We start from the raw sequence: 18,641 nt of genomic DNA, 5'->3' as shown, positions 1-18,641 counted from the left end.
TATCGTCAGAGGCGCACCGGCTGTCAGTATTAACTGCCGAGTGACACGTGATTGGCGCCAATCATTGCTTCATTTGCGCTTTGACTTCGTCTGCAAAATTTTCTTCTTTCTTTTCAATTCCTTCGCCAACTTCGAAACGTACAAACGATTTAATCTCAGCATTCTTGCTCTTTAGGAATTCAGCAACCGTAATATCTCCATCTTTAACAAATGGCTGATCAACGATGCAGATGTCCTTAAAGAATTTCTTCAGACGGCCAATGACCATTTTTTCAACAATATTTGCCGGTTTGCCTTCACCAAGCGCTTCTTGTGTCAGCACTTCTTTTTCATGAGCGACAACGTCTGCCGGAATTTCCTTTTCCGTCATGTAACGCGGTTTAATTGCAGCTACATGCATCGCGAGATCTTTTGCAGCTTCCGCATTGTCACCAGTGATTTTAACAAGAGCAGCGATTCGACCACCCATATGCAGATAAGCGCCGAATGTTTCATCATCTGATTTTTCAACAACAGCAAAGCGTCTCAGAGACAGTTTTTCGCCGATTTTGGCGATAGCAGCTGTGATATGGTCTTCGACAGTCTCATCAGTGCCGTTTAATTTTTGTGTCAGTACTTCGGCAACTTCTGCACTGTCCTGTGTGAGAATATGATCAGCAAGCGTATTAATCAATTGTTTGAATTCAGCATTTTTTGCGACAAAGTCTGTCTCAGAATTCACTTCTAGAGCAACAGCTTTATTGCCGCTGATCTTGATTTCTGCTAAACCTTCCGCGGCGATACGGCTTGATTTCTTAGCAGCTTTTGCCATTCCTTTTTCGCGAAGCACATCGACTGCTTTTTTCAAGTCACCGTCTGCTTCTGTCAGCGCGCGCTTGCAATCCATAATGCCGGCGCCTGTCTGATCGCGTAATTCTTTTACGAGTTTCGCACTAATTTCTGCCACTGTGTATCCTCCTGACAAGTTACGATTTTTTCATAAGGCTTATTATCTGTTGCTGTTTTTAAACGATTATTGCCATGTGTTCGTTGCCACGCGCGACCGCGGGCTTCCTCAAACAGGCAGTAACCGCCCGTGGGGTTTCGTTGGTACGCTGTTCCCGTATGCGTCTCACACATTGCCTTTTGGTCAGAAAAACAACATTAAATTTATACATAGCTTTTCATAAAAAGAGTGATAAAAGGCTTTCTCCCCTTATCACCCGTTTGTTTGTTTATCTCTAGCGATTACTCAGCTTTTACAGGTTCTTCGCTTTTTTCCGGTTCAGCAGCAGCTTCCGGAGCGACTTCTTCAGTTTCTTCACCCTGATTTGCTTCGAGAATGGCATCTGCCATTTTTCCTGTCAGCAATTTCACTGCGCGAATAGCATCATCGTTACCCGGAATAACAACATCGATTTCATCCGGATCACAGTTTGTATCAACGATCGCGATAATCGGGATATTCAATTTGTGTGCTTCAGCAATCGCAATTCTTTCTTTACGTGGGTCAATGACAAACAAAGCCTGCGGAACAGCCGTCATGTCTTTGATGCCGCCGAGGAATTTTTCAAGTCGAGCCAATTCTTTCTTCAGGCCGACAACTTCCTTCTTAGGCAGTACATCGAATGTGCCATCTTCCTGCATTTTTTCAATATCTTTGAGGCGTTTGATTCTTTTGCGAATCGTTTCGAAGTTGGTCAGCGTACCGCCGAGCCAGCGCTGATTCACAAAATATTGACCGGAACGTTCTGCTTCTGCTTTCACAGAATCTTGAGCTTGTTTCTTTGTGCCGACAAAAAGGATTTTCCCACCATCTGCTGCAATGTCTCGAACGAAGTTATAAGCTTCTTCGACTTTCTTGACTGTTTTCTGCAGATCGATAATGTAAATCCCGTTTCTTTCGGTAAAAATAAATTGTTTCATTTTCGGATTCCAGCGGCGTGTCTGATGACCGAAATGTACGCCGGATTCCAAGAGCTGTTTCATGGAAATAACTGACATCAAAAATTCCTCCTATGGTTTTAATTCCGCCGCAAGCTTCATCTTGACAAACAACTGATTGCTCAGCACCTGCCAGCCAATCAGCTTGCGTGTGTGATTGACACCAAAAGTTAATATAACATACTTCAAAACTAATGACAAGAAACCATCGCATATTTCAACAAATTAGGCGATCATTGTCATTACACAGGGAAAATTCACTCTCAGTTCCCCTTCTCTTGCATTTTCAATAGGAGCAGAACTTCGCCTTCGCCGCATCCGAGCTTCTTGGCGATTTCTGCTGGGGTCAAGCCCTGTTTTTGCAACTTGATCGCTTTTAGCGTTGGTGATTCTTCAACTGTATCATTTATTTGATCGATCGGCGGAAACCAATCGTTCGCCGCAATGGGCGCGTTTTCTCTAGCTGATGTCTGCTCCGTGTCGGCCTGCCCGATTTCCCGATCAAGCATCTGTTTAAACCCTGGTTGCAACTCAGTTGCCTTTTTTTCAGCGGTGTTGTCAAGCGTCTTTGTTTTTTTCCTTTGCGGCTTCCGTTTTGCCGCTGTCTGATTCTCCTGAAGCATCTGTTTTAATGCAACAATTAATTTTTCATTTTCAGTGCGTGTATCTTCAATATAGACATGGAAGACGGCATCAATTTCTTTAGCAATCTCCTCTGTACTTGTCTTTTGAAGTAGACGAATGTTTTGATAGAGGTGCAAGATAAGGTAAAACGCTAATATGATGAGAACAAAATTAAGGACGATCCAAATTGTTGCCAACCTTTTCACCTGCTTTTCATTTGTAGCGTTCGCCGGCTTTCCCTTTTCCAAGGAATTGTCTTAATTTGAACAGCGCTTTACTATGGATTTGTGAAATTCGTGAAGTGGAGAGATCAAGCACTTGTCCGATTTCTGTCAACGTCAAGCCATCAAAATAGAAGAGAGAAACCACCAACCGCTCTTTTTCGCCTAACTTATCAATTTCGTTTGCAAGCATTTGATGGTCTTCCTGCTCGACCAAATGGCGCTCTGGAAGGACTGCTTCTGTGTCTTCAATTCCGGACAAAGCAATCTCGCTGCCCGACTCTCCACTCGTTTCATTAATGGACAGAAGATTCGAAAATAGCCCTTCAGAAACGATCTGCGAAACTTCTTCAATCGTCATCCCGCAGGCTTCGGCCACTTCCTCAAGCGTGGCCGCGCGCATTTTTTGTTGTTCGATGATCTCGGCTGCCTTTTCGATCTTCTTGCTTTTCTCACGCATGGAACGCGGCATCCAATCCTGCTTTCTTAACCCATCCAGTATGGCGCCTCGGACTCGAAAAGAAGCATATGTATCAAATTTTAGGTCGCGCGCTCGATCAAATTTTTCGAGCGCATCATATAGTCCAATCAGGCCGAAACTTTGCAGATCGCTGCGATCAACATTTTTCGGCAATCCGGAACTGATGCGTTGTACATGATAGTGAACAAGAGAACTATACTGCTGAAGGATGAAATTGGCAGCCTCTTTATCACGGGAAGCATACCAACGATTCCAATATTCTGCCTCGTTCGCTTCGGCTTTGGCCATTTCTGATTCCTCCTAAAAAACGTAACATTAAATGACGCGTTCACCCTGGCTGATTGCCCGGATAACCAATTGACACGTACCCGTCAAAAATTCGATCGTGCGTCCGAAATCTTTGCCTGTTTCTTCAGCTACCACTGGAATATGAAAATGGCTGAGCTGGCTGCGTACGGCCTCAGCATTTCGCTTACCAATACTATCGAGGGCAAGCACCCGCGTGGATTTGAACATTTCTGCGCCGCCTGCCATTTTTGCCTTTAACTCGTGAAGACTAACGCCGCGTCTCGTCAAAGAAGCGACAAGTTCTGGAACAGCTGTATCCGCAAATTTGCCAGGCAAAAAGGATTGGGCATGGGCAAGAGTTGAATCAGGTAACATGACATGTGCCATGCCGGCAATGTGCATGGATTCATGATAAATAACCACCCCGACACACGAGCCGAGCCCCATACTTTTCAGTATTTCCGGAGCCTCTGCATACTTAATCTCAGACAGGCCGACGTGAATCACAGAAATGACTTCCCTTCCGTCAATCTGAAGATCGCATCCAGCGACTCCGCTACGGGCATGAAGTAAAAATCACCTTTCAATTGTCTCTGGCTCGCACGATCAGATAAAACAGCGTTAATCAGAATGACAAAATCATTGGACAAGGAAAGTTCAGCAAGACCTTCGCCCAATATCGCGCCTTCCATGTCCGCTGCATAAACCGGTGGCGTTTGCGTGATCTGAATATTCAGGAAGGATGAGAGAGCGGTCAAATAGGATCCGCAAAGAATATTAGCGATTTCGCAAAAAGCAGATTGTGCTAACTCATTCACAAAGGCTGTCCCATCGGGCACGAGTTCATCAATCAGTCGTTTTGCCGATTGGCTCTCAAAGATCATAAAGAAATAAGCCTTGATATCGCCGTCAATGCCAATATAGGAAGCCGCCACTTGTTTTTCATTCTCAGCTGAAATGAGTTCATTCAGCGGCAGTATCGTCACCGATGGTATTTTCATATCAATACGCTTGTGTAAAAGCAGGGAAAGAGCCTCTGCCGCGTGACCGGCCCCGATATTCCCGATTTCTTTTAATAAGTCAAGACGGGTTTCGTCAAAATCATTCGGTCCGTACATTTTCAGTCTCCCCGAGACCTCTGACTTGATCGATATCTTTCCCGCTAAGTACATGGTGGAGATCAAGCAGAATTAACAGATGATCCGCGTCCAGGCCGCAAACGCCGCTAATATAATCCGCCTGAACACCGCCAACGAGTTCTGGTGTTTTTTCCACAGCTGCCCTGTCGATATCGATAACTTCCTTTGCGCTGTCAACTAGCAGCCCAACTCTCAGATCGTCAACAACAACAATAATAATTCGACTCTCTTTTGTTACTTCTGATGCATCCATCAAGAAGCGTTTGCGGATATTAATCACTGGTATAATGAAACCGCGTAGATTCATAACCCCTTCAACAAAGAAATCTGCATTCGGAACGCGAGTAATTGACTGAATCCGCTCAATTGAAAGCACTTGGGTAATTGGTACCCCATATGTATCTGCACCCAGCGTAAATAAAATGACTTTTTCCAATTTTGTTTCCGTTTCAGACATGGTGACCCCTCCTCCTCACACACTTAATTTCACATATTTCTTTTTTTGCGATTGAATCATTCCTTGACAGTCTAGAATCAGCGCCACTGTCCCGTCCCCGAGAATTGTCGCTCCCGAAAAACCGTGAACATCTTTTAAATAGTCATTAAGCGGCTTAATAACAATATCCTGATAACCGAGAAGCTTCTCAACGATGATACCAATTATTCTATCCCCATTTTTGACGTAAACAATCGAACTCGTTTCCTCGTCTTGCTGTGATGAAGGGATGTCCAGATAGTCTTTTAAGCGGATGATCGGTACGACACGATCACGCAACCGGGCGACTTCACTGTTTTGGACAGTCTGGATCGTTGTCTGCCGCCTTAAAGCCGTTTCATAGATTGCGGTGATCGGAATCGCGTAAATTTCTTGACCCGTCTGAATCATCAGGGCATTGATAATGGACAGGGTCAGTGGCAATTTGACTGTAAACCGTGTTCCTTGACCACTTGTTGAATCAACCTCAACCGTACCGCTCAGTGAACGAATCTTGCTTTCTACGACATCCAAACCAACGCCGCGTCCAGAAATATCGGAGATTTTATCCGCTGTACTGAATCCAGACTCAAAAAGAAGGTGATAAATTTCTTTATCTGTCATTTGATCGGCAGTGCTCTCTGAAACAATACCCTTCTCAATCGCTTTACCAAGCACCTTTTCTCGATTGATGCCCGCACCATCATCCTCGATTTCAATATACACATGATTTCCACTGTGATAGGCACGAAGTGCAAGGGTACCTTGTTCCGGCTTGCCCAATTGTTTACGCGTTTCCGGATGTTCAATCCCATGATCCATTGAATTCCGGATCATATGCATGAGCGGATCGCCAAGCTCATCAATAACTGTGCGATCCAGTTCAGTCTCTTCACCAGTTATGACCAGATCAACCTTTTTATTCAATTCTTTTGCCAAGCTCCGAATCATTCTTGGAAAACGATTAAATACTTGTTCGACTGGCTCCATCCGCAAGTTTAGAATCGTTTCTTGCAATTGATTGGAAACCCTTTTAATCTGTTCCAGAGCATCTTTTAAATCGGCATTCTCTATTGAATCACTTATTTTTTCGAGCCGGCTGCGATCAATAATCAGTTCCTCAAAAAGATTCAGCAGATTATCAAGTCGATCCAAGTTCACACGGATCGTTTTTGTGATCACCGGTTTTTTGTGACCAGATATTTCAGATTTGGCTTGGGCCGTTTTCGGCAGTTCGCTCTTGGCTTTAATCTCAACGGGCTTAGGTGCTTCCTCATGATGCGTCTGCTGCGCTTGTACCGGACGTACAAAAACCGATTCGATTTCTGAAATGTTCTGTACATTTTTTTCAACAACGTCTGATTCAGCATTTGTGACCAGCAAAAAAGAAAAAGTATGATCGAAGGCTTCTTTTTCTATAGCTTCTGTCTCCGGTTCGGACTTGATGATGCTTCCTAAATCTTCCAGTGCATTTGATACCATTAGCGCTCGAGCAGCCTTGAGCACGCAATCCTGGCGAAGAACAATTGCTGTTTCGAAAACGTTCATCCCGCCTTGGCGTGCCTGCTCAATCATTTCCAGATCATATGACGTAAATAGCATCTTTGCCGGGCCAACGCTACCTGCCGCCTTTTCTGCAGCAGGCGCAGCACTGACAGTCGAATCATCTGCAGTGGTTTTTTGACCGGACAGCAATGCTTTAAGCTGTGCTGTTATTTCTGCGACATCCTGTTTGTCATCGCCACCTTCAGCGATATGATCTATCATTCCTGAGAGTATATCAACTGTCTCAAAAAGGCAGTCGACCATTGCCGAATCTACAGAGACCTGTTGCTGACGTAAGGCGTCGAACACATTTTCCATGGTATGCGTCAGTTCCATCATATTCTCGAAACCCATTTGACCCGAACTGCCTTTGAGCGTATGAGCCGAACGAAAGATACTATTAATTAATTCAGGATCTTTCGCGTTTTCTTCCAGCTCCATCAATTTGTCATTTAAATTCTGCAGATGCTCTCTTGCCTCATCAACGAAAACACCCAAATACTGACTCATGTCCATATCAGTTACCCCTCCTGATAACAAATTGACGGTTGATTGCAGATGCTATATCCTGCAGTGCAGATACTTGATTGACTTTTCCAGTCTCTATAGCCGCTTTCGGCATGCCGAAAACAACACAAGACTGTTCTGCTTCGGCAATAGCAAAAACTTTTTCATTTGAATTTTTTAACGCTTCAAGTCCGTCCGCCCCGTCTCGGCCCATTCCCGTTAATATCGCAAAGGTATAGGACCGATCGTTGATTTTCAAAAGCGACTCCAGCGTCACATCGATGGCTGGTCTAACACCGTGAACCGCAGCTGTATCCAGTAAATGCACTGCTAATTGGCTGCCGCTTTTGATAATTTGCAGATGCCTGCCGCCAGGCGCGATGTAGGCATGCCCTTTCTTCAATACTTCGCCTTCCTCAGCTTCAGACACTGTCAATTTCGAAATCTGATTTAGCCGCTGAGCAAGTGACCGTGTAAAGCGCGGCGGCATATGCTGAATAATTAAAACAGGGACAGGAAGAGCCTTATCTAAGCTAGGGACGACGGTTTGCAACGCCTTGGGGCCGCCTGTCGACGTACCAATAATAACAAGCCCATCAACTGAAGTACTGGCTTCCACAGCGAGTGACGACTGCTGAATCCTATCCGCCGACCGTTTCTCCTGAGGGGGCTCTGAAGCTTTCATCTCCCGCGCACCCAAAAGATGAACAGGCATTGATCCGTCTTGCTTTGCGAATGCACTCTCATCCAATCGCCGCTTCGCGAGTGCCGCTTGCTTTAATTTTGTTTGCAGCTCCATCTCAATCCGTTCGATATCGCTTGGCTTGCCATTCGGCTTGCAAATAAAATCGAAAGCACCGTTACTGATTGCCTCAATAACATAATTGACATTTTCATCAGAAGCGCCGCTAACCATAATCGTCGGCGTCGGTCGGGCAATCATGATCTGCTGCAACACTTGGAGGCCGTCCATATCCCCTCCCATGACGATATCTAGCGTGATAGCATCCGGTTTATAGAGCATCAACTTTTTCAATGCGTCTTGTCCATTCCGTGCAGTTGCAACGACGGCAAACAAGGGATTCTCTTCAATCATCCCTTTGATGGTTTGACGCATAAATGCTGAATCATCGACAACCATGACACGAATAGACGCCATGTGCTCACCTCCTAGTGAATTTTAAGTAATGTAAAACTCGATTGTAAAAAATTGAATGCACCTCTTTGGGCGCGGTAATTTGACCGTTATCCAAAAAATTAGCAGCCAAGGAATGGACATCTGCGGAGAATTTCGATCGCGGGAAACGAAGCAGACATGGATTCTGTTGTTTCACCGAATCGACAACCGCTGAATCGTGGTGAAGCGCTGCGAGCCATTTCGGATCAATACCGATAAAACGTCGCGCGGTACTCGCGAGACGCTGCCATGTTTCGCGTGCTTCGGAAAAACTTGAAACTTGATTAATGACACAGAACACGTCGTGGCTGGATTCATCAGAACAAATCAATTTTAGTGCAGAGTAGCCATCAGCCATTGCCGGGGGCTCTGGTGTCGTGACCAGAATCAACTGGTTAACTGCCCGCATAAAGGGAAGCATTTGTGCAGAAACACCTGCACCAAAGTCAAAAAACACGTAATCAAAAGATTTTTTTATCGATTCTATTTGGTTTAGAAAATAGAGAAGATTCTGCTCGTTTATTTCCAGTATTTCTTCAAAACCGGATCCTCCTGGAATATAAGTCAACGAACCTGGCCCTTTATACATCGCTTCTGTCAAGGGTAAGTGATCACGAATACAGTCATCAATATGGTAGAGCGATGTCTGACCGATCAGCTGTTCAATATTTCCCATGCCAACATCCAAATCAATAATTAATACCTTTTTGTTCCTCTGCGCGAGCGCAATCGACAGGTTCGTTGAAAAAACAGATTTGCCGACACCGCCTTTCCCGCTGATTATGCCAATGATTGGACAAAAGTGTTCCTGCTGCTGAAGCTGATGCTGGAGATTCTGCATTCTCTTTCTGAGCTGGCTCGCCTGATCACGATTCATGTTCATCACCCATAATTTTGTCGATTAATTGCTGCAAATCAGGTTTCTGCAAATCATCGGGCACATCCTGCCCATTCGTTATGTATAAAACATCCTGTTTTGGATTCGCGATCAGTAAATTGACGATGGCGCCATATGTTGTCGTCTCATCCATTTTTGAGAAAATAAAGTGGTTTATTTCTGCTCGCTCAAATTGTTTCATGATTAGATCCATATCTTCATATTTCGTCGTCGCAGAAAAGACAAGGGCCGTTTCAACGGCCAAACCACTCTTGGCTATAGCCTCGATTTCGCGAACGTAACGCGGATCGAGAAAATTACGTCCAGCTGTATCAATAAATATCCGATCAAAGTGGGCAAATTTGCTCAAGTGGATTTTCAAGTCATCGAGTGAATAAGCAACAGCCATTGGGATTGCGAGTATTTCCGCATATTTTCTTAGCTGATCGATCGCTGCTATCCGGTATGTGTCAATCGTAATCAGCGCGATTTTTATCCCATGATCCAGCACGGCACTGCCCGCAAGCTTGGCAAGAGTTGTTGTCTTACCGACGCCGGTTGGTCCGACAAGCATGAGGCAAGAGGCTTGATCCTGGTGCACGAAGCGACTGGCACCAACTTTCATCATTAGCTGTGAACGGCATAAGCTTTTCATTTCCGATTCGCTGAGTCGCTCATCATGCTGATACCATTTTTTTATCAGCATTTGCAGTAGTGATTCCACATTTTTCTCCGAAATACCTTGGTGAATCAATCGAGATCGTAAATTATCTAGCATTTCGGGACCTTTGAAGAGTCTATCCACTTTCTCATGAGTCCGTGTATAAGGTATTTTAGCTCCGCCGGAAGGGCGGGAGCCATTAGTCCTAATATATTTTTCGGCTCGTTTGTCCGAACTGTTTAGAGTAGGTGACACGTCTGTATCAACTGCGGCGAGAACCTCGACATGCTCTTTTTTTATCAGGTTAAAGAAGCGCCAATCAGTCACCTTTCGTGTCTGAAAAATAATCGCCTCCGGACCTAATTCTTCTTTCACTTTTTTCATCGCCAGCGTTACCGTAGGCGCAATAATTTTTTTCATTTTCATGCGGCGTTCAGCACCCCGATGCTTTGGACTTCCACATTTGTTTCGAGCTCGTTATAGGACAGAACTTGAACATTTGGAAAATAGCGTTCAATTAATTGGCGGACATACATACGGACAGCCGGTGAACATAAGATAACCGGATCGCTCTCCATATCTGGCCACTTCGTGACAGAATCCGAGAGGTTTTTCAGCACCTGTGAAGTGGTTGGCCCATCGAGCGCCAAGAAGTTACCATGTTCCGTCTTTTGAACGGAGTCACTCACTTTGCGCTCGAGATCCGGACTCAGCGTAAGCACCTTTAGCGCTTCACCTTCGCGTGTCATTTGTTCCGTGATTTGCCGTGACAATGCCTGACGAACATATTCAGTCAGCAGACTGCTGTCACGTGTCATTTGAGCGTAGTCTGCTAATGTCTCAAAGATCACCGGCAGATTGCGAATCGATAGCTTTTCTTTGAGTAAATGAACCAAAACTTTTTGAATATCACCGATACTCAACGGATCAGGCGTCACCGCATCAACAAGTGCCGGCGACTGCTCTTTCAGATGATCGATCAACTGTTTTGTTTCCTGGCGTCCAACGAGTTCCCAGGCGTGTTGACGAAGCACTTCCGTCAAGTGGGTCGAGACTACCGATGGCGGATCGACTACAGTATAACCCGTCAGTTCGGCGCGATCCTTTGTCTCTTCGTCAATCCAAAGTGCCTTAAGGCCGAATGCCGGTTCCGTTGTCTCAATACCGTGAATGGACGGATCATCGACCCCTGGACTCATGGCCAAATAGTGATCGAGCATCAACTGTCCATTGGCGACTTCGCTACCATTTATTTTAATTTGATAGCTGTTTGGTTCAAGCTGAATATTGTCTCTTATTCGGACAATCGGCAGAACCAAGCCAAGCTCAAGCGCGAGTTGGCGTCGTATCATGACAATCCGATCAAGTAGATCGCCACCCTGACTGCTGTCAGCCAGTGGCACTAAAGCGTAGCCGAACTCAAATTCAATTGGGTCCATCGTCAAGAGACCCATCACATTCTCTTGACTCTTGAACGTCTCTTCCGCTTTTCGATCCTGATCTTCCGCGCCAACTTTCTGCTCATTCTGTCGGTAGCGACGAATCAGTATCCCGCCTGCAACAAGCAGCAGAGCGATTGGCAACGTTGCAACCATACCGATTGGCGTTAAACCGAGAAGAAAAATGACTGAACCGGCAATAATCATCAGTACTGGAAAAGCGAGTAGTTGATCGGAGACCTCTTTCCCCATATTGTTTTCCGAAGACGAACGTGTCACAATAATGCCCGTCGCCGTCGAAATCAGCAAGGCGGGAATTTGACTGACAATACCATCACCAACGGACAAAAGCGAAAAAGTTTGCGCAGCGCTAGCAAGCGACATACTTTGCTGAACCACGCCGATAACCATACCAACAAGCAAGTTGATGGCAACGATAATCATGCTGGCAATGGCGTCACCTTTGACAAACTTGCTCGCCCCATCCATCGCGCCGTAAAAATCGGCTTCCCGAGTAATTTTTTCACGACGCCTTTTTGCTTCGCGATCATCGATCAGTCCGGCATTCATATCCGCGTCAATGCTCATTTGTTTCCCCGGCATCGCATCCAGAGTAAATCGAGCAGCAACTTCAGCGACACGTTCCGCACCTTTTGTGATGACTATGAACTGAACAATAATCAGTATCATAAAGACAACAAGACCAACGATAATATTGCCCGAAACGACGAATTGCCCAAATGCCTCAATAACCTGCCCTGCATCGCCTTTCGTCAAAATCAATCTTGTCGTTGATACGTTCAAGCCGATTCGAAAGAGTGTCATAATTAGGAGTAGCGAAGGAAAAACAGAAAACTCCAGCGGTTCTGTGACATTCAGCGAAACTAAAAGGATAATTAGGGCGAGTGCAATATTGATGATAATCAAAAAACTAAGCAGTGTTGTTGGAAGCGGTATGATGAGCATCAATACAATCATTATGACGCCGATCATAACGAGGTAGCTGCTGTTTTTAAGGATTTTCACAATTATCTACGCCTTTCCTTTTAATCTGTAAACATATGCTAATATTTCCGCAACGGCCTGGAAGAAGGCTTCCGGCACGTGATCGCCAATATCGAGTTGAGCGTAAAGTGCCCGCGCAAGCGGTTTGCGTTCAACGATTGTAATACCGTGGTTACGGGCTATATCTTTGATTCGAAAGGCAATCTGATCAGCACCTTTTGCGATCACAGTTGGTGCACTCATTGTCTCCGCGTCATATTGCAGCGCCACGGCAAAATGTGTCGGATTGGTAATCACAACGTCCGCCTTCGGTAATTCCTGCATCATACGCCGCATCGCCATTTGTTTCTGGCGCTCACGTATTTTTGCTTTAATTAACGGGTCGCCTTCAATCGTCTTATACTCATCCTTGATGTCTTGTTTTGACATCCGCATTTTTTTCTCGAAATCGAATTTCTGGTAAAAATAATCCAGCAGCGAAAGGAGAACTAAGGCAAGTGAGGCAATTAGTCCCATATTAAGAAAAACACGTGAAATCGTCGAGGCAGCGGTGAGCAAAGGTTCTTGAGCGGTCTGAACAATCGCTGTTCTTTGGAACCATATAACGGAAAACGTGATCAAACCGACAAAAATAATTTTCAGCATTGATTTCAACAATTCGACAACCGCACGCAACGAATAGATCCGTTTCAATCCGGATAATGGGCTTAACCGCTCCCCTTTAAATAACAGCAATTCTGGATGAAAAAGCACGCCAATCTGAAACAATTGACTGAGCACACCGACCACCAAAGCGAGAACAAAAACAGGCAGAAGCATTTTCAGCATACCGATAGAAAGTTGTGAAAAAAGTTTCAAAATATTATTCTGAGTCAAATCCATCTGCAGCTCATTCCCATAGAAGGAACCCATCATTCCGCCTAGCTGTCGACCGAGTGTAGCGCCAGCGATGCGAAAATAGAGAAAAAAAGCAAAAAGACTGATGGCTGTACTCAGATCGATACTCTTAAAGACTTCGCCTTTCTTTCTTGTCTCGCTACGTTTATGCGCGGTCGCTTTTTCTGTTTTCTCACCAGCGAAGTACTGTAAATCAAGAGTAACCATGCTCATGAACGCTCCAGAATTTGAATATACGTGCTGAATGCATCCGTCATTGAATCAAAAACGAATCGAAAGATCAGAATAAAAGCAGGGAAAACAATCAGCATCAGCATAAATCCAACGATAATTTTAAGTGGCAGTCCGACAACAAAAACATTGATTTGCGGCACAGTACGCGCGACGATGCCAACCGCCATATCGACTAAAAACAGACAGCCGATAATCGGTATTGCCAGTTGCAAGGCGATCACAAAGAGTTGCGCGGTCAGCCGGGCGACAAACGCAGCGGCATGACCATCTGCCAGATTGACAGTCAAATCATTCAGCGGTAGAACGGTGAAACTGTACAACAACCCATTTAAAAGCATATGGTGAGCATCAACGCCAAGGAAGAACAGCAGCTCCAGCATATAGAGCAGTTGACCGGTAATTGGTGTGGTCATACCGTTCTCCGGACTGATGGTATTGGCGATTGCAAACCCCATTTGTAAATCGATAATGGAACCGGCAAACTGAACAGCATAAATCAGAATCGCAGAAACAAACCCCATGGAGAGACCAATAAGCGCTTCCTTGAGAACAAGCAGGACGAATGCAGCATTGAGCGGGATCGCTTGACTCTTAAAGATCGTTACATCAATCAGCAAGGCAAGCGCGACCGATAAGCCAATTTTCACTTGGGCAGGAATCGTTCGATACGAAAAGATTGGCATCGTTACCATAAAACTCGCAACTCTGACAAGTATTAATAAGAATACCGGAATCGCATTAAAAATAGCCACATGGCCTCAAAATCCTTTATTGGTCAGTTTTTCCCACACCTCTGGGAAGTTCTCAACTATTTAATATAGTTGGGTAAATTTGAAAGTATCGTTTCGGTAAAAGACAGCATTTTCGTCAACATCCATGGACCGAAAAGAATTAATCCAAAAAAGACAGAGACAATTTTGGGAATGAAGGCAAGAGTCTGTTCCTGAATTTGTGTTGCCGCCTGAAAAATACTGACGATTAAACCCACCAATAGAGAGATGATTAATATCGGACCGCCAACTTCAAGTATCAGCATCACACACTGATCAGCAAGAGACAGAATCATTTCTGAACTCAAGGTGCACATCCCCCCTCTTCCGATTTTTTTCTATCACAAGAGATGCTTATCCATCTATGAGAAGCTCTTAAGGAGCGACTCGACAATTAAATACCATCCGTCAACCATAATAAAAAGAAGAATTTTGAATGGTAATGATATCATCACCGGAGGCAACATCATCATGCCCATCGCCATAAGAATACTGGATACCACCATATCAATGACCAGGAACGGGATAAAAATCATAAATCCCATCTGAAAAGCCGTTTTCAGTTCACTAATTGTAAATGCCGGAACGAGAGCCGTCATTGGTATTTTATTGATCGAACTTGGCATCTTATATTTTCCGTAATTCAAGAATAGCTCCAGATCCTTGGTTCGCGTCTCTTTGGCCATAAAATGCTTAATCGGTGCCTCAGCACGTGCAATTGCCTGTTTCTGCGTAATTTTATGTTTCTGGTATGGTACCAAAGCATCGTGATTAATTTGTCCATAGACAGGAGCCATGATAAAGAATGTCAGAAACAGTGCTAGACCGATAAGTACTTGATTCGGCGGCATTTGCTGCGTCGATAGCGACGTTCGCACGAAGGACAGCACAATAATAATCCTTGTGAAGGATGTCATTAAAATCAGAATTGCAGGTGCCAAAGAAAGAATTGTTAACATAAGAAGCAGCTGAATCGTCGTTGTGACGCCTTGCGGCTGACTCGTGAAAAAACTGGTTGGAATACCTGGTATGCTAGTCATGATGTTTGGCCTCCTGAAGCAGTTCGTTCACTTGACGCATGCGTTCTTCCTTTAACGTATTCAAGCCACTTGCTAATGTCTTCGTCAATTCAGTAACCGGCTTTTGTTCTTCATTATCTGTCTTCCGTTTCATCGCCCGATCTGCGGTTCGTTTGAGAAACTGAAGCACATTCTCTTCCATTGTATCTGTTCGGGTATTGGGGGCAGTCAACATATCGACAATTTGCGGATCTTTAATCTCTTTGATCAAATTAACCGTATCGCCGACACCGACAACAAGAATTTCTTCACCAATCCGAACAAGCTGCACGGAACGATTCGATCCGACGGAAATACCCCCTAAATTTTTCAACGCCTGGCTCGCCTGGAACCTTCCCGTTCGCTTGGCGGCAAAATGATAGAGCAGATAAATGAGTGCCAGAACAATAAGTAATGCAAAAATTAATTTCAAAAAGATCAGGAACAAGTTGGTATCGCCATACGCGGCTGAAACTGCCGGTGCTGCTGACGAACCATTTTTCAGATCTTTCTTGGTCTGGCTGGTGTGACTTTGGTGTTGAAAGAGGGATGAAACCGTCCCATCACTACTATCAGCATAAACTGTAGGAAGGTCCATTCCCAGAAAAAGAAAAAGTGAGACGAAAAAAACGATAATCCATCTTGGCGACAATGTGCCACCTTCTTTTCAAGTTATCCTAATGTTTTTTTAATGGCTTCGATGACACGATCGGCCTGAAACGGTTTGACAATAAAGTCTTTAGCACCGGCTTGAATGGCATCAATTACCATTGCTTGCTGCCCCATCGCCGAACACATAATCACCTTGCAGTTGCTGTCCATCGCTTTAATTTTCTTAAGCGCTTGAATGCCGTCAAGCTCTGGCATCGTAATATCCAAAGTCACTAAATCAGGCTTCAATTCCTCATATTTCGTCACCGCCTCATTGCCATTTGCGCCTTCGCCGACTACATCAAAGCCGTTTTTCTTCAGAATATCTTTCAGCATCATTCGCATGAATGCTGCATCGTCTACTACAAGAATGCGCCCTGCCACATTAATTCCCCCAATAAAAAAAGTATTATTTTAAATTTTTCAATCGGTCATAATGATTCAATATTTCAGTAATACGGATACCGAAATTTTCATCGACAACGACGACTTCACCCTTGGCTATATACTTTGAATTAACCAATATATCAATCGCTTCTCCTGCCAGCTTGTCCAGCTCTATGATTGATCCTGGGCCAAGTTCCAATACTTCGCGAACTGTTTTTTGCGTATGCCCCAACTCTACACTGACATCAAGCGGTATATCCATCAGTAAGTCCAAATTTCTCGGCGTCGTGCCTGCTTGCTTCGGCGATTCTTCTTTGCCAAAATCAGCGAATGCAACCGGCTGGACATTTTGAACAGGTTTCGGCGCAACATCTTTTTCATTGAGAACCGGTTCCGCAGCAGCAGTTTGACTGTTGCTCTGCCAATTCTCTTCCGTACTTGAGATGTCATGTTCCGCCTCATTTTGGGGATAGGCGCCGATTTCTTCCATTGATTCAGCAGGTGCAGCTATTTCTTCGTGATTGGTATTTTCAAGCAATAATTGAACCAATGTCTTTCCGAATTCAATCGGTACAACGAGCATAATATTGGAATCGACTAGATCGCCAATTTTCAACTGAAAAGATATTTCAAACATTACTTCATCTTCAGGCACATATTCCATGCCTCGTTTTGTCCGAACATCCATTAAAGTAAGTTCTGGTGGCGAAATATCAATTCTTTTATTGAAGACAGTAGACATTGCTGTCGATGACGAACCCATCATCTGGTTCATCGCTTCCTGAACCGCGCTCATTTCCATTTCGCTAATTTCAGTACTTGGATTCTTCCCGTCTCCACCCATCATCAAATTGGCGATAATGCTTGCATCACTGATTTTAATGACAAGCATGCAGGATCCCTTGAACCCTTCCGTGTAGTTGACCCGCACAGAGACATACGGAACCGGGAATTCCTGTGACAATTGTTCTTTATGAACAACGGTAACAATCGGTGTCGTAATTTCGACCTTTTGATTTAGACATGTTGATAACGCTGTTGCCGCGCTACCAAAGGATATATTGCCGATTTCCCCTAAAACATCCTGCTCCATCTCTGACAAAGAAGTGTCATCGAAAGATGAAGTATTAACGGGATGATTGATTGATTCCCCAGATGTCGGGCTCAAATTATCCATCTGTGGTTTTTCTGGACTTGTGCTACTGATGCCCGTATCGGCAGATTGACCGCCGTTCCCGAGCAGTGCATCGATCTCTTCTTGAGTCAGCTTTCCATCACTCATTGAGGTCATCCTCCTCCTTTATTGGTTTGACAATCTGAACAGCCAAATGTTTCTCTTTCTTTCCGGGCTGTGCCAGGAATTTTGGAAAGCCTTCAATGTTGACAAGCACCAATTGATCCGTTGGTTGTTTCAATTGAATGACATCGCCGACATTCAGATCGAGCAGCTCTTGAACCGTGATCTGCGATTGCCCCAGTTGAACTCTTACGTCCAATTTTGAATTTTCGACGTTTCTCTTTAATGCCTGAAATTCTGATTCAGTCGTGTCATTTTTTTTCTCACTCATCCAGTAATGCATCGATAGTTTAGAAATCACAGGTTCGAGCACGACATGCGGCAAACAAAGATTAATCATTCCGCTTGACTGTCCGATTATCGCCGAAAGCGAAATCACAATGACTGTTTCATTAGGTGATACAAGTTGTAAAAATTGCGGGTTGGTTTCAAGTTCCATCAGATTAGGCGCAATATCCGCTTGAACCGATACCCATGCTTCTCTCAGACTAGACAGCGTGCCTTCAAACAGATTGCGCATCAGCTGCGTCTCAATTTCAGTCAAATTCTCAATTTTGTTCATGCTGACACCTGCTCCGCCAAGCAGGCGATCAAGCATGGCGTAAGCGACATTTGGATTGACCTCAACAATCAAATGTCCCTCTAGCGGTGGCGCCTCAATAATATTCAAGATAGTGGCGGATGGGATCGAACGGATGAATTCTTCATAAGGCAATTGATCCACCGATGCAACAGAGATTTGCACATAGGTTCTCAGTTGCGCTGAGAAATAGGAGGTCAAGAGTCGCGCGTAATTTTCATGGATACGCGTCAGACTTCGAATCTGATCCTTTGAAAATCGCAACGCTCGTTTAAAATCATAGGTTCGTACCTTTGGCTTGTTATCTTCTTTTTTTAGTTCGTCTGCGCTCATCTCGCCCGTGGAAAGGGCAGAAAGCAACGCATCAATTTCAGATTGAGAGAGTACATCAGCCAACCATCATCA

General features: G+C 44.6%; 20 protein-coding genes. All 20 read right to left on the bottom strand.

What is annotated here, in order from left to right; genetic code table 11:
* Positions 1–61 precede the first annotated feature (61 nt).
* Positions 62–946, bottom strand: coding sequence for a translation elongation factor Ts (gene tsf, locus JOC27_RS02050; RefSeq protein ID WP_205005341.1), 885 nt, complete (start codon positions 944–946; stop codon positions 62–64).
* 281 nt (positions 947–1,227) lie between these two features.
* Entirely contained in the window at positions 1,228–1,983 is a 756-nt protein-coding gene (rpsB, locus tag JOC27_RS02045) for a 30S ribosomal protein S2 (RefSeq protein ID WP_205005340.1), read from the bottom strand.
* Positions 1,984–2,186: 203 nt separating this feature from the next.
* Positions 2,187–2,744, bottom strand: a complete 558-nt coding sequence (locus JOC27_RS02040) for a DUF6115 domain-containing protein (protein ID WP_205005339.1) — start codon at positions 2,742–2,744, stop codon at positions 2,187–2,189.
* 16 nt (positions 2,745–2,760) lie between these two features.
* Positions 2,761–3,537 (bottom strand): FliA/WhiG family RNA polymerase sigma factor, encoded by a 777-nt coding sequence (locus JOC27_RS02035; RefSeq protein ID WP_205005338.1) that lies wholly within the window; start codon positions 3,535–3,537, stop codon positions 2,761–2,763.
* 27 nt (positions 3,538–3,564) lie between these two features.
* Positions 3,565–4,044 carry a chemotaxis protein CheD gene (locus JOC27_RS02030; protein ID WP_205005337.1) on the bottom strand — a complete coding sequence of 160 codons (480 nt, stop codon included), beginning with the start codon at positions 4,042–4,044 and terminating at the stop codon, positions 3,565–3,567.
* Positions 4,041–4,655, bottom strand: a complete 615-nt coding sequence (locus tag JOC27_RS02025) for a chemotaxis protein CheC (RefSeq protein ID WP_205005336.1) — start codon at positions 4,653–4,655, stop codon at positions 4,041–4,043. The genes JOC27_RS02030 and JOC27_RS02025 overlap by 4 nt, the downstream gene beginning before the upstream one ends.
* Positions 4,639–5,133, bottom strand: coding sequence for a chemotaxis protein CheW (locus JOC27_RS02020; protein WP_205005335.1), 495 nt, complete (start codon positions 5,131–5,133; stop codon positions 4,639–4,641). The genes JOC27_RS02025 and JOC27_RS02020 overlap by 17 nt, the downstream gene beginning before the upstream one ends.
* A 15-nt stretch (positions 5,134–5,148) precedes the next feature.
* Positions 5,149–7,212: a chemotaxis protein CheA gene (locus JOC27_RS02015; protein ID WP_205005334.1), complete on the bottom strand. Its 2,064-nt coding sequence runs from the start codon at positions 7,210–7,212 to the stop codon at positions 5,149–5,151.
* Position 7,213: 1 nt separating this feature from the next.
* On the bottom strand, positions 7,214–8,362 hold the full coding sequence (locus tag JOC27_RS02010; RefSeq protein WP_205005333.1) for a protein-glutamate methylesterase/protein-glutamine glutaminase: 1,149 nt from the start codon (positions 8,360–8,362) through the stop codon (positions 7,214–7,216).
* Positions 8,363–8,366: 4 nt separating this feature from the next.
* On the bottom strand, positions 8,367–9,257 hold the full coding sequence (locus JOC27_RS02005) for a P-loop NTPase (RefSeq protein ID WP_205005332.1): 891 nt from the start codon (positions 9,255–9,257) through the stop codon (positions 8,367–8,369).
* A complete protein-coding gene (locus tag JOC27_RS02000) occupies positions 9,247–10,344 on the bottom strand; it encodes a flagellar biosynthesis protein FlhF (protein ID WP_205005331.1) in 1,098 nt (365 codons plus the stop codon). Before JOC27_RS02000 ends, JOC27_RS02005 begins: the two co-directional genes overlap by 11 nt.
* Positions 10,341–12,350 carry a flagellar biosynthesis protein FlhA gene (flhA, locus tag JOC27_RS01995; protein ID WP_205005468.1) on the bottom strand — a complete coding sequence of 670 codons (2,010 nt, stop codon included), beginning with the start codon at positions 12,348–12,350 and terminating at the stop codon, positions 10,341–10,343. The genes JOC27_RS02000 and flhA overlap by 4 nt, the downstream gene beginning before the upstream one ends.
* 39 nt (positions 12,351–12,389) lie before the next feature.
* Entirely contained in the window at positions 12,390–13,472 is a 1,083-nt protein-coding gene (gene flhB / locus JOC27_RS01990; protein WP_205005330.1) for a flagellar biosynthesis protein FlhB, read from the bottom strand.
* Positions 13,469–14,245, bottom strand: a complete 777-nt coding sequence (fliR, locus tag JOC27_RS01985) for a flagellar biosynthetic protein FliR (protein WP_205005329.1) — start codon at positions 14,243–14,245, stop codon at positions 13,469–13,471. Before fliR ends, flhB begins: the two co-directional genes overlap by 4 nt.
* A 56-nt stretch (positions 14,246–14,301) precedes the next feature.
* On the bottom strand, positions 14,302–14,571 hold the full coding sequence (gene fliQ / locus JOC27_RS01980; protein ID WP_205005328.1) for a flagellar biosynthesis protein FliQ: 270 nt from the start codon (positions 14,569–14,571) through the stop codon (positions 14,302–14,304).
* 54 nt (positions 14,572–14,625) lie between these two features.
* Positions 14,626–15,303 carry a flagellar type III secretion system pore protein FliP gene (fliP, locus tag JOC27_RS01975; RefSeq protein ID WP_205005327.1) on the bottom strand — a complete coding sequence of 226 codons (678 nt, stop codon included), beginning with the start codon at positions 15,301–15,303 and terminating at the stop codon, positions 14,626–14,628.
* Positions 15,296–15,973, bottom strand: a complete 678-nt coding sequence (gene fliO, locus JOC27_RS01970) for a flagellar biosynthetic protein FliO (protein WP_205005326.1) — start codon at positions 15,971–15,973, stop codon at positions 15,296–15,298. The genes fliP and fliO overlap by 8 nt, the downstream gene beginning before the upstream one ends.
* 20 nt (positions 15,974–15,993) lie before the next feature.
* Positions 15,994–16,356: a response regulator gene (locus tag JOC27_RS01965; RefSeq protein ID WP_205005325.1), complete on the bottom strand. Its 363-nt coding sequence runs from the start codon at positions 16,354–16,356 to the stop codon at positions 15,994–15,996.
* A 25-nt stretch (positions 16,357–16,381) separates the two neighbouring features.
* On the bottom strand, positions 16,382–17,641 hold the full coding sequence (gene fliY / locus JOC27_RS01960; RefSeq protein WP_205005324.1) for a flagellar motor switch phosphatase FliY: 1,260 nt from the start codon (positions 17,639–17,641) through the stop codon (positions 16,382–16,384).
* Entirely contained in the window at positions 17,634–18,632 is a 999-nt protein-coding gene (gene fliM, locus JOC27_RS01955; RefSeq protein WP_205005323.1) for a flagellar motor switch protein FliM, read from the bottom strand. Before fliM ends, fliY begins: the two co-directional genes overlap by 8 nt.
* Positions 18,633–18,641 lie beyond the last annotated feature (9 nt).

Source organism: Sporolactobacillus spathodeae (assembly GCF_016908935.1).
GTDB lineage: Bacteria > Bacillota > Bacilli > Bacillales > Sporolactobacillaceae > Sporolactobacillus > Sporolactobacillus spathodeae.
This window is presented reverse-complemented; position numbering and strand designations above follow the sequence as displayed.

Bases quoted from the DNA above. Each gene is read 5' to 3' on its own strand.
- rpsB (WP_205005340.1), bottom strand. From the start codon at position 1,983: ATGTCAGTTATTTCCATGAAACAGCTCTTGGAATCCGGCGTACATTTC.
- JOC27_RS02035 (WP_205005338.1), bottom strand. From the start codon at position 3,537: ATGGCCAAAGCCGAAGCGAACGAGGCAGAATATTGGAATCGTTGGTAT.
- JOC27_RS02025 (WP_205005336.1), bottom strand. From the start codon at position 4,655: ATGTACGGACCGAATGATTTTGACGAAACCCGTCTTGACTTATTAAAA.
- JOC27_RS02020 (WP_205005335.1), bottom strand. From the start codon at position 5,133: ATGTCTGAAACGGAAACAAAATTGGAAAAAGTCATTTTATTTACGCTG.
- JOC27_RS02015 (WP_205005334.1), bottom strand. From the start codon at position 7,212: ATGGACATGAGTCAGTATTTGGGTGTTTTCGTTGATGAGGCAAGAGAG.
- JOC27_RS02010 (WP_205005333.1), bottom strand. From the start codon at position 8,362: ATGGCGTCTATTCGTGTCATGGTTGTCGATGATTCAGCATTTATGCGT.
- JOC27_RS02005 (WP_205005332.1), bottom strand. From the start codon at position 9,257: ATGAATCGTGATCAGGCGAGCCAGCTCAGAAAGAGAATGCAGAATCTC.
- JOC27_RS02000 (WP_205005331.1), bottom strand. From the start codon at position 10,344: ATGAAAATGAAAAAAATTATTGCGCCTACGGTAACGCTGGCGATGAAA.
- flhA (WP_205005468.1), bottom strand. From the start codon at position 12,350: ATGATCGGCGTCATAATGATTGTATTGATGCTCATCATACCGCTTCCA.
- flhB (WP_205005330.1), bottom strand. From the start codon at position 13,472: ATGAGCATGGTTACTCTTGATTTACAGTACTTCGCTGGTGAGAAAACA.
- fliP (WP_205005327.1), bottom strand. From the start codon at position 15,303: ATGACTAGCATACCAGGTATTCCAACCAGTTTTTTCACGAGTCAGCCG.
- fliY (WP_205005324.1), bottom strand. From the start codon at position 17,641: ATGAGTGATGGAAAGCTGACTCAAGAAGAGATCGATGCACTGCTCGGG.